Source organism: Parerythrobacter aestuarii (assembly GCF_030140925.1).
Lineage (GTDB): Bacteria > Pseudomonadota > Alphaproteobacteria > Sphingomonadales > Sphingomonadaceae > Parerythrobacter > Parerythrobacter aestuarii.
The window spans coordinates 1,483,893-1,499,638 of sequence record NZ_JARBWD010000001.1 but is presented as its reverse complement, the minus strand read 5'-3'; the positions used below and the strand labels follow the sequence as shown (position 1 = coordinate 1,499,638).

General features: G+C 56.0%; 14 protein-coding genes. 9 read left to right on the top strand and 5 right to left on the bottom strand.

Translation table 11 applies throughout. From position 1 onward, the window contains the following. The first annotated feature begins 100 nt into the window (after nt 1-100). From QPW08_RS07375 to QPW08_RS07355, 5 genes are all read left to right on the top strand, one after another. The gene (locus QPW08_RS07375; RefSeq protein ID WP_284125082.1) at nt 101-1,051 is read left to right on the top strand and encodes an aldo/keto reductase; all 951 of its coding nucleotides are present in this window, start codon (nt 101-103) and stop codon (nt 1,049-1,051) included. Continuing rightward, nucleotides 1,048-2,175 carry a radical SAM protein gene (locus QPW08_RS07370; RefSeq protein WP_284125081.1) on the top strand — a complete coding sequence of 376 codons (1,128 nt, stop codon included), beginning with the start codon at nt 1,048-1,050 and terminating at the stop codon, nt 2,173-2,175. Before QPW08_RS07375 ends, QPW08_RS07370 begins: the two co-directional genes overlap by 4 nt. A gap of 63 nt (nt 2,176-2,238) precedes the next feature. Next, on the top strand, nt 2,239-3,276 hold the full coding sequence (locus QPW08_RS07365; RefSeq protein ID WP_284125080.1) for a radical SAM protein: 1,038 nt from the start codon (nt 2,239-2,241) through the stop codon (nt 3,274-3,276). 4 nt (nt 3,277-3,280) lie between these two features. Next, nucleotides 3,281-4,369: a radical SAM protein gene (locus tag QPW08_RS07360; protein WP_284125079.1), complete on the top strand. Its 1,089-nt coding sequence runs from the start codon at nt 3,281-3,283 to the stop codon at nt 4,367-4,369. Then, nucleotides 4,366-5,346, top strand: a complete 981-nt coding sequence (locus QPW08_RS07355; protein ID WP_284125078.1) for a radical SAM protein — start codon at nt 4,366-4,368, stop codon at nt 5,344-5,346. Before QPW08_RS07360 ends, QPW08_RS07355 begins: the two co-directional genes overlap by 4 nt. On the opposite strand, the gene QPW08_RS07350 is transcribed toward QPW08_RS07355, so the two are convergent. Genes QPW08_RS07350 through QPW08_RS07340 form a run of 3 tightly spaced genes read right to left on the bottom strand, consistent with a single transcriptional unit; the run spans nt 5,343 to nt 8,416 of the window. Continuing rightward, a complete protein-coding gene (locus QPW08_RS07350; protein ID WP_284125077.1) occupies nt 5,343-6,596 on the bottom strand; it encodes an MFS transporter in 1,254 nt (417 codons plus the stop codon). The two genes, QPW08_RS07355 and QPW08_RS07350, sit on opposite strands and share 4 nt — an antisense overlap. Nucleotides 6,597-6,608: 12 nt before the next feature. Next, nucleotides 6,609-7,382 carry a class I SAM-dependent methyltransferase gene (locus QPW08_RS07345; protein WP_284125076.1) on the bottom strand — a complete coding sequence of 258 codons (774 nt, stop codon included), beginning with the start codon at nt 7,380-7,382 and terminating at the stop codon, nt 6,609-6,611. A gap of 38 nt (nt 7,383-7,420) precedes the next feature. Next, on the bottom strand, nt 7,421-8,416 hold the full coding sequence (locus QPW08_RS07340) for a zinc-dependent alcohol dehydrogenase (RefSeq protein ID WP_284125075.1): 996 nt from the start codon (nt 8,414-8,416) through the stop codon (nt 7,421-7,423). A 201-nt stretch (nt 8,417-8,617) separates the two neighbouring features. Here QPW08_RS07340 and QPW08_RS07335 point away from each other — a divergent pair, with 201 nt between their 5' ends. Both QPW08_RS07335 and QPW08_RS07330 read left to right on the top strand, forming a co-directional pair. Next, nucleotides 8,618-9,778 (top strand): iron-containing alcohol dehydrogenase, encoded by a 1,161-nt coding sequence (locus QPW08_RS07335; protein WP_284125074.1) that lies wholly within the window; start codon nt 8,618-8,620, stop codon nt 9,776-9,778. A 114-nt stretch (nt 9,779-9,892) separates the two neighbouring features. Beyond that, entirely contained in the window at nt 9,893-10,888 is a 996-nt protein-coding gene (locus QPW08_RS07330; RefSeq protein WP_284125073.1) for an NAD-dependent epimerase/dehydratase family protein, read from the top strand. A 34-nt stretch (nt 10,889-10,922) separates the two neighbouring features. Here QPW08_RS07330 and QPW08_RS07325 read toward each other — a convergent pair whose 3' ends face one another. Further along, nucleotides 10,923-11,648 (bottom strand): 4'-phosphopantetheinyl transferase family protein, encoded by a 726-nt coding sequence (locus QPW08_RS07325; RefSeq protein ID WP_284125072.1) that lies wholly within the window; start codon nt 11,646-11,648, stop codon nt 10,923-10,925. Nucleotides 11,649-11,736: 88 nt separating this feature from the next. After that, on the bottom strand, nt 11,737-12,246 hold the full coding sequence (locus QPW08_RS07320; protein ID WP_284125071.1) for a TrmH family RNA methyltransferase: 510 nt from the start codon (nt 12,244-12,246) through the stop codon (nt 11,737-11,739). Nucleotides 12,247-12,442: 196 nt separating this feature from the next. Here QPW08_RS07320 and rsmI point away from each other — a divergent pair, with 196 nt between their 5' ends. Both rsmI and QPW08_RS07310 read left to right on the top strand, forming a co-directional pair. Then, nucleotides 12,443-13,717, top strand: coding sequence for a 16S rRNA (cytidine(1402)-2'-O)-methyltransferase (rsmI, locus tag QPW08_RS07315; RefSeq protein WP_284125070.1), 1,275 nt, complete (start codon nt 12,443-12,445; stop codon nt 13,715-13,717). A 243-nt stretch (nt 13,718-13,960) separates the two neighbouring features. Then, nucleotides 13,961-15,739: a DEAD/DEAH box helicase gene (locus tag QPW08_RS07310; protein WP_284125069.1), complete on the top strand. Its 1,779-nt coding sequence runs from the start codon at nt 13,961-13,963 to the stop codon at nt 15,737-15,739. Nucleotides 15,740-15,746 lie beyond the last annotated feature (7 nt).

The window sequence follows — 15,746 nt, the reverse complement described above, 5'->3', positions numbered from 1 at the left end:
ACAATACATTTTGGCATTGGGCCAAAGAATGCCGATTATACTGGCAATCAAGACAACCCTTAGATAGAACACTGAACCTACGCGGTTTCGGGCCTGTTCAATGAACAAGGAAAACAACTACACGCGACCTTGTTGCCCGATTGCACTCGGTACGATGGCGCTCGTTTCGACCTATAATGAACGCCAAGACACCTCCGCTGCCAAAGCGGTTATCGAAGAAGCGTTCGACTCAGGCATTCGACTTTTCCATTGCGCCGGACATTACGGGAACGGATACGCATTTTCGCTTCTGCGTCAGACCCTCACCGGGGATGCAAGGGCGCACTCACAAGTTTGCGTGAAGATCGAAGGGCAGAACGATCGCCTGCTAAATGGGCCCGAGGGAATCGACAGCAGTTTGACGGCGCTGGATCGTGAGGTCATCGATTTCGCCCAGGTAGTCGAAAGTCGGGAAGATGTTCCCAACCAAGTCTCGATGACTGAAGTGCTGGAACAATTGAAGCCTGGGAAACGCTTGCGGCACAGGCTTGAAGAGGCCCGCAGGGCTGGAAAAATCAGGAAGCTGGGTGCCGAAATCCAAAGTGCAGCCCACCTGGCGTTGGCCCTCCAATGCGATTTGGACTTTGTCGTTGGTGATCAGTCATTGATCCGACAGACCGTTCCTGTGGACCCAGTTCCGCGAGAGATTGAATCTGGTGAAGTCGACTTCATTGCAATCCGCCCGTTAGCGGGTGGCTGGCTGACGGATAGGTATCGCAACCTCCAAGATTTCGCGGCCGGGGACCATCGCCGTGAATGGTACGCTGCAGGCGAGTCTGCGCGCGAGCGCGTGGCCGAAGTATGCGAGGATTACGGCCTCGACATCTACTCTGCTGCAATGCGCTTCCTCCTCGGTAACCCCGTGGCGCGGTTTGTGGTGGTAGGCACAAGAACCCCGGATCAGTTGCGAGCTGCCATGCAGCCGACGCTAAATGACCCCTTGCCCCCTGAAGTAGCCCAAGCCTTCCTATCGCTTTTTGACCAGCCCTTCGACCTGGAGCCGCCCGAATGAATCTGGAAGACTCGCAGCGCCCTTTGCCGCAGCAACTGACGCTATACGTCAACTATGCCTGCAATCTCCGATGCCGACACTGCTATCTCTACGGAGTGGCCGATGTCGAACGATCGTACATGACAACCAACAAAGCCAGTGCGATGAGTTGGGAGGTCTTTACCCGCTCAGTGGACCCACTGATTGAAGCAGGTAACCCGTTGACGGTGTTTCTCATGGGTGGAGAGCCGTGTCTTCATACAAATCTTCCCGCGATGATCTCCTACATAAAGAAGGCGTCGACGAGCTATGTCGACATGAATACCAACGGCATGTTCCTCGATCGATGCGCGGACGACCTCATTGAGGCAGGTATCGATGCCATATATGTTTCACTCGATGGCTCATCGGAGGAGAAGAACGATGCCCTGAGAGGGACTGGGTCATTCGCTGCTTCGATTGCCGGAATACGGCATTTGAAGCAGAGCATCGCTCACCGAAACGCTCCGACCAAGGTAGCCCTCAACTATACTATCACTAACCGCAACTTCACCGACCTGCTCGACATGGCCCGGCTTGCCGAGGAACTTGAGATCGATGAGTTGTTCTTCAATCTTCCCAGCTTCGTCCACAAACATGAAGGGTTAGAGGCGCAACGCGTCCTGTCTGAAAAGCTAGCGATCGAGTTCAATTCCTGGCGAGGTTTCCAGATCGATAGTGAAGTTGCAGGGATCCCGCCTGATGAACTCGAGGCTATTATTAGCGGACTGAACGGAGACTGGCCGTTCGACCTGTACCTGCAACCGGTTGAGTACTCTCCGCAGGAACTGGCCACCTATTTCCAACCCTCATGGGAACAGCAGGCAAAGAAACGAACCTGCCAAGTCCTGTCTTTCCGAACGACCGTTCTGCCGAACGGCGATGTTACGCCCTGCACGATCTACCCGGATGTCGTAGTCGGCAATGTGCTGGAAACAGGCATGTCGGAAGTCTGGCATGGCCAGAAATACGAAGATTTCCGCAACGAGATTGCCCAGAATTTATTGCCCACCTGCATGCGCTGTTGTGATCTTTTCGATGAAACGAATGGAGATCCCAGCAGCTTCGTATCGGGCTCGCGCGAAGGTCTTGCAGTGAGAGCATGATTTTATCCCCACGCTAACAACTGGTTCGCTTGCTCCACGAGGGAACGTAGAAGGAGACAGACAATGGCAGAGGAATACTACTACAAGGAGGGTGTTTGTTACGACTCTGTCAAACAAAGCGAGAAGATCTTTCTTCTGTACACTTACAAGTGCAATGCCGCCTGCGAGCATTGCCTCACAGAATCAGACCCATCCAAGACCGAAAAACTGACGCTCGACGCGGTCAAAACCCTTCTCGAAAAGGGAACCCGGTACGGAAAGAACTGGCTCATGATTTCCGGGGGCGAGCCGCTTATGTATCGCCGAGAAATCGAAGCCATCTATACTGAAGCGACGAAATTGGGGTATTATTGCTGCCTGGGCAGCAATGCGTTCTGGGCCAAGTCACCCGAAATTGCATACGAGCGCCTAAGCCGCCTACGCGATGCCGGGCTGCAAGCCCTGTTCCCAAGCGCAACGGCTTTCCACGCCGAGTATGTTCCGACCGAGAGAGTGGCGTATGCTGCAGAAGCATGTGCCAAACTTGGCCTGGTTTGCGAAATCAATTTCTATCCTTCATTGGATCCCGAAAAAGACAACAAGATAATTGGGATGCTGGGTCTCGACGAACAACCCTTCTATACTGACGGGCTTATCCTGTCAGGCAGAGACGTTTCCCACCTTGAGCCTGTTTTCGAAGAACGACGCCCCGATGCACTCGACGATTGCGGCTCGATCCATCTTGCAATCACACCGCGAGGCGATGCTATCGCCAATTGCAATATCACGTACAGATACGATGAGTTCAAAGGCTCGGTATTCGATCTTGGAAATATTTTTGATGACGGTGCTGATGCGGTCTTCCAACGCGAAGCCGAGGATCCGGTCTTGCAATACCTTATGGCTGAGCAGAAAAATGTCATTGATGATGTATTGCGCAACGATCCGATCGTCGGACAGGAATACGTCTCCACATTCGGTCAAAAGACATACCACTCCGCCACCGAGTTCTATCTAGATGCATTGGCTGAGCAGCGGTTTCGCGACGCCCTGACACGTGCTGCCATTAGCTATCGGGAAACAAACGCCCCTGACTCTAATGCGCTTGCCCTCGGGAGATAACCGGATGAATTCCCTATCTTCCTGCGACGAAGAAAAGCCCGGGCGGTTTGACGGGAGCTTCCTCACGGAGAATTCAAACCGAAACGAGACCGCCGACGGCGTATGCTTTGAATATCCGAACCATACCAAGATTGACTTTCTACTTACATATCAATGCAATGCCAGTTGTGCTCATTGCATTACGAGTTCCAACCCCTACCGAAAAGAATGGCTAGAAAAAGAGGAAGTGATTTCATTCCTCGAAATCGCGCGCAACTATGGCAAACACTATGTTTCTTTCACAGGCGGCGAACCCCTCCTTCATCTGCCATTCGCTCTCGACTTGATCCGCGAAGCGAAGGCACGTGGGTACGCCGTCTTCAGCGACACGAATGCCTACTGGGGCGGGAGTGAGAAGAAGGCGCTTTCCATTGCGCAAGAGCTAAAGGATGCCGGGCTCGATGGTTTGTTTCCGAGCGCAGATGCGTACCACTTGCCATTCATATCCCTCACAAAAGTAAGAAACGTAATCGATGCGTGTGACGCCGTGGGATTGACTTGCGAAATCAACTATTGCCCAGGGCCGGATCACACCCTGAACGCGCAGATCGTCAAGGAGCTCGATCTCGAAGCGAGGGGATTTTTTTCCGATGGGCTAAGCTTGAATGGAAACGACGTCGAAGACCTGAAGAGCTATTTTCCCAAGCGGATACCGGCGGAGTTGCATGATATCGGTTCCATGCACCTTGGAGTATCGCCCAGGGGCGACTGCTTTGCAAATGTGGATATCAGCTACGACAACAAGGAGTTTGAGGGCACTCCGTTCTCCCTTGGAAGCATCAGGAGGGAAGGAATCGAGGAGGTCCTAACCCGCGAAGCCGGCGACCCATTGATCCGACTAATGCAAGAGACCAGTCCAGCCATCGTAGATGCTCACCTAAGCGCCGACCCCGAGCATCAAGAATGGTACAACAGCCTGATTGCGACGCGCGAGTATTACTCGTCGACCGAATACTGGTTGGAGCTTTTCCACTCAGATCGAAAAGAGGGTCTTAAAAGGACTCTTCGTGACCTGCAGGTCAAGAACGATACTCCAAGGGGGATGTCGGCATGACAACGCCATACGGGTCATCGGCTAGCGAGCGAGACTACTTTCTCGATACTCCCCACCACCAACGCCTATACCTCATCTATACGTTGAAGTGCAATTACGCTTGTAAACATTGTTTCGTCTCTTCCGGCCCTGACCGGACCGAAAAAATGCTCGAGAGAGATGCCGAGGTCATTATCGAGAGCGCCGCCGCCTGCGGATACCGCGTAATCTATCTGACGGGTGGAGAAGTAATGCTCTACTACAAGGAGATCCTCAGGCTCATAAAGAAGATCAGCGATCTAGGTATGCATAGCATCCTTGAGACCAATGGCTCATGGGCGATCGACGATAGAAGAACCAAACGCAGAATGGCCCAACTGATTGAGGCAGGATGCGATTGCATCGCGATCAGTATGGACAGCTATCACGAACCCTTTGGTGGGATTGAGTATTGTATCCGCATTCACGAGCATGCGACTCGTCATGATCTGCCTTGCAGAATCCTGGTTGTCGCCTCGGAGGATGTCGGCTCTGACGATCGGATTCTGTCTGAGCTGCGTCAGCGAGGAATCCCGTATTTCTACGAGGAACTGCTTTCGGTCGGGCGCGGCGACACGATTTCGAACGATGCCGTACTGCTGCAAACCAAGAGATGCGACAGCATCGGAGCGACAGTCCTGACGAATGGTGACATCATTTCATGCGCAGGTGCACTGCGAGGGTCCCATGCGCGGCGCGATCTCCCCCTATACAGCGGAAACCTGATCCGCGAAGATGCCAGGACCGTCCTGCGCCGGGACCAGAAGAATGTCATCGCAAGGGCGATCGAACAAAAGGGACATCAGTTTCTCATCGATAACCTCGATGAAGAGTTGCTAGCCAGAGTTCCGCAGAATTGCAGTGACAAGAGTATTTGCGACTTCTGTCACAAGTTTCTATCGGACAAGCCCATCGTACAGTCACTTCGTGAAAAGCTGCGGAGCCAAGCTTCCTTCTAGTCGGCAGTAGACGCACTTGCGCCAACCCGCCGTTCGATCTCGCTCTTGCGTGATAGCAAGAGGACTATGGCAATGCAGAGCAAACAGGTTGCCAGGACAAAAGCCGCCCCGGGGAAGTAAACACCCTGGTCATCTGCTGAATGCGCAAACACCTGCGTCATGAGAATCGGGCCGACCATCGCTGAAAGGCTGTGCGTGCTCCCTATCGCGCCTTGAAGTTCGCCCTGTGCACTCTTGTCGGTCTGGGCGGTCATCATGGTCTGAAGCGCGGGAAATGCGATTCCCGTCAACCCGCCCAGCACAATTGCGAGAAGCACAAAACCCATGGAAGGGGCGAAAGCGAGCAATAGGTACGAGGGAATGCCGAATACAAGCGCACCGATCGCCGCAGGAAGTGCCCCGAAACGTGCAATGCTTGGACCAGTAAGCACTGCCTGGACAGTCCCTAGAACAACAGCGAACATTGATGCCGTGAGGCCGCTCAGAAACGGGGTCCAGCCAAACCGTTGCTCGCCCCAAAAAGCCCAAATGGACATGTGCGCCTGGGACGAAAGTTGTACCAGGAAGATTGCGACAAGGCATGTCGAAATGACCGGATTTCTAGCAACCCGAAAGAGAACAGCCAGAGGGTTGATGCTTGCCAAACGGAAGGGACTCCTCGCATCTTTGGAGAGAGTTTCATGGAGTACGAACCAGCCAATGATCGCTCCCAGCAAAGCAAGGCCTGCTGCGAGCAAGAATGGTACTCGGATCCCGAATTCACCAGTAACTCCACCGGCGACCGGCCCGAGGACGATGCCCGCTGCACCGGCTCCGGCAATCCAGCCAAACCCTGATCCCCGACGATCGACTGGCATCACATCTGCGATGCAGGAATTGGCCGCGACCCATGCAGCACCCATTATCCCAGCGAGGATTCTTCCAATGACCAGCCAGGTCAGGCTGGGGGCAAAGGCCATTATCAAGTAGTCGATCGCCAATGCGAATAACGTTGCGAGTAAAACTGGTTTACGCCCGAAACGGTCACTGAGGTTGCCGATGACGGGCGCAAAGAGGAACTGCATGGCAGCATAGGAGAGAAGGAGCAGCCCTCCATAAGCCGCTGCGTCGGCCGGCCCGGCCCCGGTAAGCTCGCCGAGCAACCCTGGCATGACAGGAAGGATCAAGCCCAACCCAAGCATATCTATGAATACGATGGATGCGACGACGGCAACGGTCGTCTTCTCTCGATATTTCAGCCCAGCAGCCAAAGACCGACAAACTCAGGTGCGCTTGGCCAGAAAGATACGGCGACCTTCAACGTCATCCAAAACCTCTCCTTCAAACCCACAACGCTGCAGGGCAGCCAGCCAGGTGTCGATGCTGAACACCCCCCACGTCAGCCGCTGGTAACTGATCTTGCGAGGCTTTCCCTGTTCTTCGAATAGGAAGACATGTTCCGCAGTGCACGCATTGTCCGTTGGATCAAAATCGTCGACCGTCTCCATGAAGCGCAGCCGCCTCTTGCCTAGCGTGGTGTCCTGACAGCGGGTCCCGGGAACGAAAGTTTCGGCAACATGATCGGGAACAAACAGTGCGAGCCCGCCTTCCCTGCAATGCAAGGCAGCGGTCATGAGAGCGCGCTCCAAGTCATCCAGGGTGGTCATGTAATGAATCGCGTCGTGGATTATGACGATGTCATATTCGCACCCCGTCCGGAGACTGCGCATGTCGCCGGCGATATGTTCACAGTCAGGATTCAATGCCCGGCTCGCCGTGAGCATCCCCTCTGAAAGGTCACTCAGGGTGATGACAAATTCATCACTTAGGTATGATGCAAGATGACCGCCGCCACTCCCCAATTCCAACAAAGTGGCCGCTTTTGGCGCACCATGTTGCTTGAAGAGGAGAGTGAAAAATTCCGCCTCGTTACAGTAGTGGGATCTTGGCGACATCAATGGCCACCAGGAAGCCCTTTCAGCGTAGAGCTTGGGATTTGTCCCGTCATTGGAAGGCGGGATTTGCTCGAAAATGACGTCGTCTAATTCGGTTTCCATGGCACTTCCCGATGCTGCCAGAGCCACACTCGATTGGTTTAGTGCTGGCGTGAAGCTGCTGCACCGGTGAGCATCACGCGGATTGCCGCTTCCTTCCGGTCTCGCATCATCGCGAAGGCCTGCTCGTATTCCGACAGCGCGAACTCATGTGTCACCAATGGTCTAAGGGTTTCACCACAACGAGCGACGACATCAATCGCGGCACTCCAGTCGGCGGTTGGAGACAATGCCCCGACAATCGAGAGCTCCTTCACCATTATTTCGGCTGGGCGAATCTGGCCGAATTCCGAGCCGGTGTAACCTATCTGGCAGATCCGGCCACGTGTCCTGCAGGCGTCCACTGCATCGACCAATGCGCCCGCCTTGTTGGCCGCGTTGTATACTATGTCGGGTACCCCACCGAGCGCGTCTACAACCTCCTCTCGAAAATCGTGCCAAGACGGAAAAGCGCTTGCTCCCAACGCCTTTGCATGGGCACGGCGTCCTTCATTGGGATCGATCAAGGCAATTGGCCCAAGCCCCCTGCTTGCAAGCACTGCCAAACACATCTGGCCGATACCACCGCCACCGATAATGAGAATCCTGTCGCCATGAAATGCCGGTTGGCGCGCGATCGCATGCAGGACAACCGCGATGGGTTCCACGAGGCATGCCAAGTTGGCATCGATACCGGTTGGAAGCTTGCGCACCGATTGGCGCGGAACAACGATATAATCGGCGAACGCACCCTGCGCGCTCAAACCCGGCTCTATGAGATTTGTGCAGTGATTACGCCACCCGGTCTGGCAGTTTGAACAGCTCCCACAGCTCTGCAAAATATCGGCAACAACCTGCGCGCCAACCAAATCAGACGCCCCCTTGCCGCTGTCTACAACCTTCCCTCCCCACTCATGGCCAGGAACCAGCGGATAATCCACGCCGTCCATGCTGCCCTCGAGAATGCGCAGGTCGCTTCCACAGATCGTGCACCCATCAACCGCGATCAACACATCGTCCGGGCCGGGTTCGGGATCGGGGATGTTCTCAAGTGCCATGCGACCCGAACCCGTCATTATGAGAGCTTGCATCGACTCTTCGACCCTCCTCACCAAATAATGCCAGCCCGCACGTCTCTTTCCTATTCGCCCGTCGATTCCCAAGCCACCTCTGGGATTCACATCATTACTGTGACTGATTAAGGAACTACACGACTAAAACATCTAGACTGAAACTTGGCCTGGCGATATGTCTCTTACATGCTTCCAAATGTCGACCTTGGCAACCATCGCATTTCGTATTTTTGGTCGCTCGACCGCGAAGCTGATCATTCATGGTTAGACGTTGATCCGCCGACAGATCGCATTTTGCTAATATCCGACAAGACTGTTTATTCTTTGCATGGCGAAGAAATTCAGAGACTCCTCGAAATACACGCACCGGTTGTTTCGCTACTTGTGGAGGCAGGCGAAACTGAAAAGAACTTCACAACTTTGAACAGGCTTTGCGAAGAGGCAATCCAGGCAGGGGTTTCCCGGCGAACATTGGTGGTCGGATTTGGCGGAGGTGTTGTCTGCAACATTGCTGGACTTGTGGCCAATCTGATCTATCGAGGACTGCGAGTCGTATATGTTCCGACCACATTGCTTGCAGCTGCTGATGTGGTCATTTCTCTTAAGAACGGGGTGAATTCCGACAACGGAAAGAATGCGTTTGGAAGTTATCTGGCCGCGTCGGCAATTGTTGTTGACGCGCCTGTCTTTTCGACTTTACCGGAGGTTGAAAGGCGTTCCGGCCTCGCCGAACTTGCAAAGAACGCTTTGTCTGTAGCCCCCAAAACGATGTCGGAAATAACCCGGTTGGCCCGGCGGCCACAGCCATGGGATAACGACACCTGGCTGCGCCTGATCGAGTTGGGTACGATTGCCAAACAGCAAGTGATGCTGGACGATCCCTATGAACAGGGCCCTGCCGTAGTGTTCGAGTACGGCCACACTGTGGGGCATGCCATAGAGCTGGCCGATCTTGAGCAGCATGGCAGCGATGCAATTAGGCACGGCCTTGCAGTTTCGATCGGAATGTGTGCTGCGGCCTACGTAGCCGAAGAGATCGGGGTGGCCCGCCGCGGACTCGCTGAAGATCATATCGGTTTCCTGGAGGCGTGCGGGCTCCCGACACGAATTCCGAGCAGCGTCAGACTCGATCGGGTGCACGAGCTAATATTGAAGGATAACAAGCGCGGCAGGATATCCTGTGCAGCCGATGAAGTCGCGATGGTCCTGCTCGAAGACATCGGAAAGGTCGCAGGCTCCTCGCAGCTTCCCCTCATTCCCGTGCACAAGACCGTCATTGAACGCGTTCTTGACCGCATGTCCTCGTCTTCGCGGCCGAAGGCGCGCGCGATGAGCATGGAGAGTTAGGATGCGTCCCGTGCTTCCGGATTTCCAACCGATCCATCTTCCATGCGGCAGACAGAGCCGCTGCAACAGGAAACATGGCCGACGACTCGACCTAGCCCGAGGACCAGGCGGACAATGAGAGTTTTGGTAGTTGGCGGCACAGGAATGGTAGGCGTCGGTGTCGTCGACCAATGTATCCAGGCCGGCCACGAAGTCACGCTTCTTCACCGTGGCCAATCAACGCATGCCTTTCTCGAGACGCCTGCTTCAACTATTCTTATCGATAGAAAGCAGGGCGCATTTTCGGAATTCCTGCAGCAGCAACGCTTCGAGGTCATTATCGACCTTGCATGCTATACCGCCGATGAAGCTGCGGAGTTGATCGAGGCAGTGCCGATTGGCCAGCGTATCGTAACGACATCGACTGTTCTGGTTAATGGCGGCGGAATTCCTCGGCCAATTACAGAGAGTTCGCAAGTTTCAGTTCTTACCGAATACGCGTCAGCCAAATACGAAATGGAGCAGGTATTCAACGATGCCACCATCGGCGGAAGGGTTTCATCGTTGATCCTTCGTCTTGGTGCATGTTACCGAGAGGGATGTTATCTTGACGGGCAATTGTTTGAAGATGACTACTGGATAGCCCCGTTGGTGACCGGGGGCCCCTCGGTTCTGGCTGACGATGGTTCGGCACTATGGAATGTGTTGCACTCCAACGATGCGGGAACAGCGATCGCCAGACTGATTGAGCGGCCCGAGGCATTCGGCCGCACCGTGCTGCTTGCTAACCCGGAAACCATATCTTGGCGCGATTATTATGAACTGTGTGCCAAGTCTGTCGGGGGAATTTTCAAGCCAATCGGCATACCCTCGGATTGGTTGATAGAAAAATTGGGGCCTGACTGCTTCCTTGCAGAAATGTCGAGCTGGGATCAGCGTTACGATCTCACCCTTCTGGAAAGCCTTATCGGTCCGTTCGAGCCTCGGATTGACCTTCATGGAGGGCTGGCGAAAGCCATGATCGCCTTGGCGACGGAGAACCAAGGTGCACCCAATGATTCGAACGCCGAAATCAATCGTCTGCTCGGCGAATGGAAGAAAGCCCAATCGCATGCAGAGTCGACTTTCTGATCCCTGCAATTGGCCCGATCTGGATTGGTCTTGATCATATCGAAGCCTGTGAAAGGCATCGTTCTTTTACAATGACCCGTGACAGTGGCGGATTGGATGACGCGGCGACTGCGATTTTGAAGCCGTATTGATCAAATCGCCAGAAACACCAAGACGGTGGATCTGGCTCGAATCCTTCTGAGAAAATCACCTCTGGCACCTTATTGGTGAAGTCGCACATCAATCCTGTCAAAGGAAGTCGTAATCCAAGACCTCTGGCCTTGGCATAGGCTTCCTTGGTAACCCAGGTTTCGATCAGCGATTGGTCGCGCTCTGCAGGCTGCAATCGGCTAATTCGGGCCTGTTCTTCCGCTGAAAGAAATAGCGGCGCGAGCGTCGGGTATTCTAGCCGTCTTTGCACATTCTCGACATCGACTCCCAATCTGCAATTCCTAGCAATCATGCACACAACCATTCCACCTGTGTGCGAAAGGTTGAAATCAAAGGCTTCAAAGCCAGTTGGGAATTCAAGAAATGGCCGACCCAGATGATCTGGGCGAATGACACATTCCCGAGGATGGATTTGGCAATATTCCGACAGGAGGGACTTCAGCAAGGCCCGACCGGCAGCAAACTGGGTCTTTGCCCCCGGCAGAACGATCCCTTCATAGCGCTTGCGCTCGTTCTCGGAGAGCCATTCTATCCAGCGCTCACTCGCCTGGCTGTCCTCATCTTCAATGGGCGCCACCCAAAGGTGCCCTTCCCCGTCCGGCAAATGCATAGCGACCTCTTGGCTTACCCCCAGACTAACGCATGGCGTGCGATCAGACCTCACATCGGCCAAGAAAACTACACCCAGAGTCGCCACATTACCTATGCTGTCGGCGAAACTCGTAGATTGCCAGCGACGTCGCGACGGCTGCGTTGAAGCTGTACGGCACCCCGTACATCGGGATCTCGACCACGTCGTCTAGAATATCGAGCAGGCCCTCGCTAATTCCCGAGCGCTCGTTCCCGATCACAAGCACGGATTTCTGCGGGTAGGCAAAGTCGTACAAGCAGCTCGAGTTCGTGGTCTGCTCAAGCCCGATGAGGCGGTATCCCTCTTTCCGCAGCTGCAACAGCGCTGGCTCCAGCGTGTTGCGCTTCTCGATCTCGATGGTGTTAGCGCCATCGCGCGCGATCTTTTTCTCGACCGATGCCCTTCCCTCCACCAGGACTCGCTGCAAGCCACAGCAACTCGCAGTTCGCAGGATCGCCGAAAGATTCGCGTTGGTTCGCATTTGCATGCAGGCGACTATCAGGTCGGCATCCGACGTCGCCTCAAGGACCGGCTTGTGGCGGATCTGCCGGAACTTGGCTGAGTCACTCGTTTCCATTTGTTCTCGACTTTCATGCAGGGCTATAGTTTTGAGCCGGCCCCGGAAGGCCACCTTCCTGATACCGTCTGGCGACCATGAACGGCCATTTCAAGGCTCGGCCGGGATCGTCATGAACTCTTGCAGGTGCGCCTTTGGTTGCGAAGCGGATCAATCTAGCCGAGAACGCCAAACGAACCGATCAGAAAGGGCGAGATTGTCCAAGAAGACTGAGAATTCGTCCGTCCGCCTGCATGCGCACGGGCATCCCAACATCAAGGCCACGCATGCGCGAACGTTCGAGTTTGTCCCGGAAACGGACCTCAGCGCGTCGGGGACCTGTATCATCGGGGTTGCAGCCACCGGCAACAGGGAAGAACTTCTCGAACTGCGCGGCGAGGTCCGGATCGAACTCGTGTGCGGCGACTTCCGCGACATAGTCCACGCCCGGGTCAATCCTTTCTACATCACATCCGATCCCCTGATCATTCGCACCAACTCACAATTCCAGCATCGCAGCCTTTTTGTCGATGCAGACAAGGGTGCAGCAGCCCTCGATCGCGACCTTGTCGCTGCCCTTCGGTTGCCGGGAGCGGAGCTGGAAATATTGGTGAATGAGACTGGAGGAGACCGGTGCGGAGCGCTCTTCGTCGTCGGCATGCCGATCGGCAACGTTTCGGATATGTCGCCTCGCGCGATCGCCACCCTTGAAAGTGCCGACCTGATCCTGGCGGAGGACACGCGTTCGGCCAAGAACGTCCTCGGCAGTGTCCGAGCAAATATCGTCTCTTTTCACGCGCATAACGAAGCGCAGAGAACGGACATGGCGATGGCCGCACTCGAGGATGGACGCCGGGTCGCGTTGATTTCGGAAGCCGGAATGCCGATGCTGTCGGACCCGGGCTATCCCCTTTTGTGCGCCGCTATCGACGCGGATATCGCGATCGCGCCTGTACCCGGCCCAAGCTCGATTGGTACAGCACTTTCGATAGCGGGACTGCCGACCAATGACTTCCGCTTCATGGGCTTCTTGCCTACCAAGGCAGGTGCGCGCGAACGAACGCTCAAGAAACTGCGAGAAGCCGAGCATACGACGGTTGTCTTCGAAGCGCCGCACCGGCTCAAAGAAACGCTGCACCATATCGCACAGCTGCTGGCAAACCGCAGGTTGGCTGTCTGCCGGAACTTGACCAAGCCGGGTGAGAGCGTCCTTCGCGGTACTGCGCAAGAAATGCTGGATGAAGTTGCGACCTGGCCAACGGTCAGCGGAGAGTACACGATTGTCATCGCTCCTGGCGAGCCGGTCCAAGAGATCGACCTGCCCGATGATCTGGCAAGAATGGCGACCAGCCTTCTCGCTGACGGCGTATCGACCAAGACCATCGCCAATGCACTTTCCGCTGCCAGTGGCGCCAAGCCCCGTGACATGTTCCAAGCGGTCCTCGCTATCAAGCATGCCCTGGAGGATTCTGACGGTAGCGCTGGTACTTAGTGTCTGGTCGCGCCGCTTCTTTCCTCTCGCCGGTTGCAAGATCGGCCCCTGTGAACGGGGCTCATTCCTGCCAATGAAACGAAGGGCCGGCGGGCGAATTCCATTTTTCGCAAGCCAAGATCGAATTACCAGCCTATGGGGACGGCGAGCACGCAAGCCCGATTGCCCAAGCACTCACCATGCGAAGAGCGAATTCGCCATTCGCAGCGAATGCTCATACCCCTCTGATTGCAGGCCCACGCCATGAACTTCCCTCCCCTTCCCTCCAGCCTTCAGGCTGCCCTTGTCGAACGCGGATATGCCGCTGCGACTCCCGTGCAGGCCGAAGTCATGCAGCCCCAAGCGGCCGGACGCGATCTGGTCGTCTCTGCCCAAACCGGATCGGGCAAGACGATTGCGTTCGGCCTTGCCATGGCCGAACAATTGCTGGGCCACAGCGACACCATTCCATTCGCAGAGAGGCCGCTCGCGCTGATCATTGCGCCAACGCGCGAACTTGCCCTGCAGGTCAGCCGCGAACTCGCCTGGTTGTATGGCAAAGCCGGCGCCCGGATCGCCACCTGCGTCGGCGGCATGAACCCGCAACAGGAGCGCAAGACGCTGCGTTCGGGGGCAACAATCGTTGTCGGAACGCCTGGGCGGCTCCGGGACCATCTCGAACGGGGCGCGCTGGACCTTTCGGCACTCAAGGCAGTGGTGCTCGATGAAGCGGACGAAATGCTCGACATGGGCTTTCGCGAAGAGCTTGAGGAAATCCTCGACGCTACACCGGAAACGCGACGGACGTTGCTGTTCTCCGCCACCATGCCACGACCGATCGAAGCACTCGCCCGCCGGTACCAACGCGATGCCTTGCGGATCGCCACCATCAGCGAAGGACGCGGCCATGGCGACATCTCCTATCAGGCGGTGACCGTATCTCCGCCCGAGATCGAGAACGCCGTCGTTAACCTGCTGCGGTATCACGAAGCTGAAACCGCGATCCTGTTCTGCGCGACACGGGAAAAGGTGCGTCATCTGCATGCCACACTGCAGGAACGCGGCTTTGCCGTCGTGGCGCTGTCGGGCGAGCATTCCCAATCCGAGCGCAACCAGGCGCTGCAGGCGTTGCGGGACCGTCGCGCTCGGGTTTGCGTCGCAACCGACGTTGCCGCGCGCGGGATCGACCTGCCGACGCTCAGCCTGGTCATCCATGTCGAGATTCCGCGAGACGCGGAAACTTTGCAGCACCGATCCGGTCGCACCGGGCGCGCCGGGAAGAAAGGCACTGCCGTGCTGATCGTGCCCTTCTCACGTCGCAAACGTGTCGAATCGATGATGCGCCACGCGAAGATCAACGCGCAGTGGACCGAAGCTCCGGATCGCGATGCAATCAAGACAAGGGACCAGGAGCGTTTGCTGGAGAAGCTGCTCGCCCCTGTCGAAGTCGACGACGGTGACCGGGAACTGGCCAAACGTTTGCTCGCCGAGCGGACGCCCACGGAAATCGCTGCCATGCTTGTGCAGGCCCACCGTGCGTCCATGCCCGAACCCGAAGACCTGATCGCCAACACGCCGGAGGCACGGCGGGAAGCGCAGAAGGAGCGACACCGGCCCGGCTTCGAGGACACTGTCTGGTTCCGGCTTGACCTGGGCCGCCGCCAGAATGCCGACCCGCGCTGGATCCTGCCGCTACTATGCCGCCGCGGCCATATCACCCGCAACGAAGTCGGCGCGATCCGCATCGGACCCGATGAAACCTACTTCCAGATCCCGCGCCAGATTGCCGACAAATTCGCGGAGGCCACTGTACGATCGGCGCGTACGGACGGTGACGAAGATCCCGTTCTTATCGAAAGGTCGGAAACCGGGCCTCGTGACGCAGCCAAGGGCAATCGCAAGCGACACCATGCACGCGGAAATGCCGGCGAACCGCGGGTAAAGGCCAAGCCCACCAAAAAGAAGTTCGACAGGGCCAAGAACAAGCAGGATGGCAAGGCCGCCAAGCCCCCCAAAGGCTCGTTCAGGAAAAAACGACCGTAACCGACTG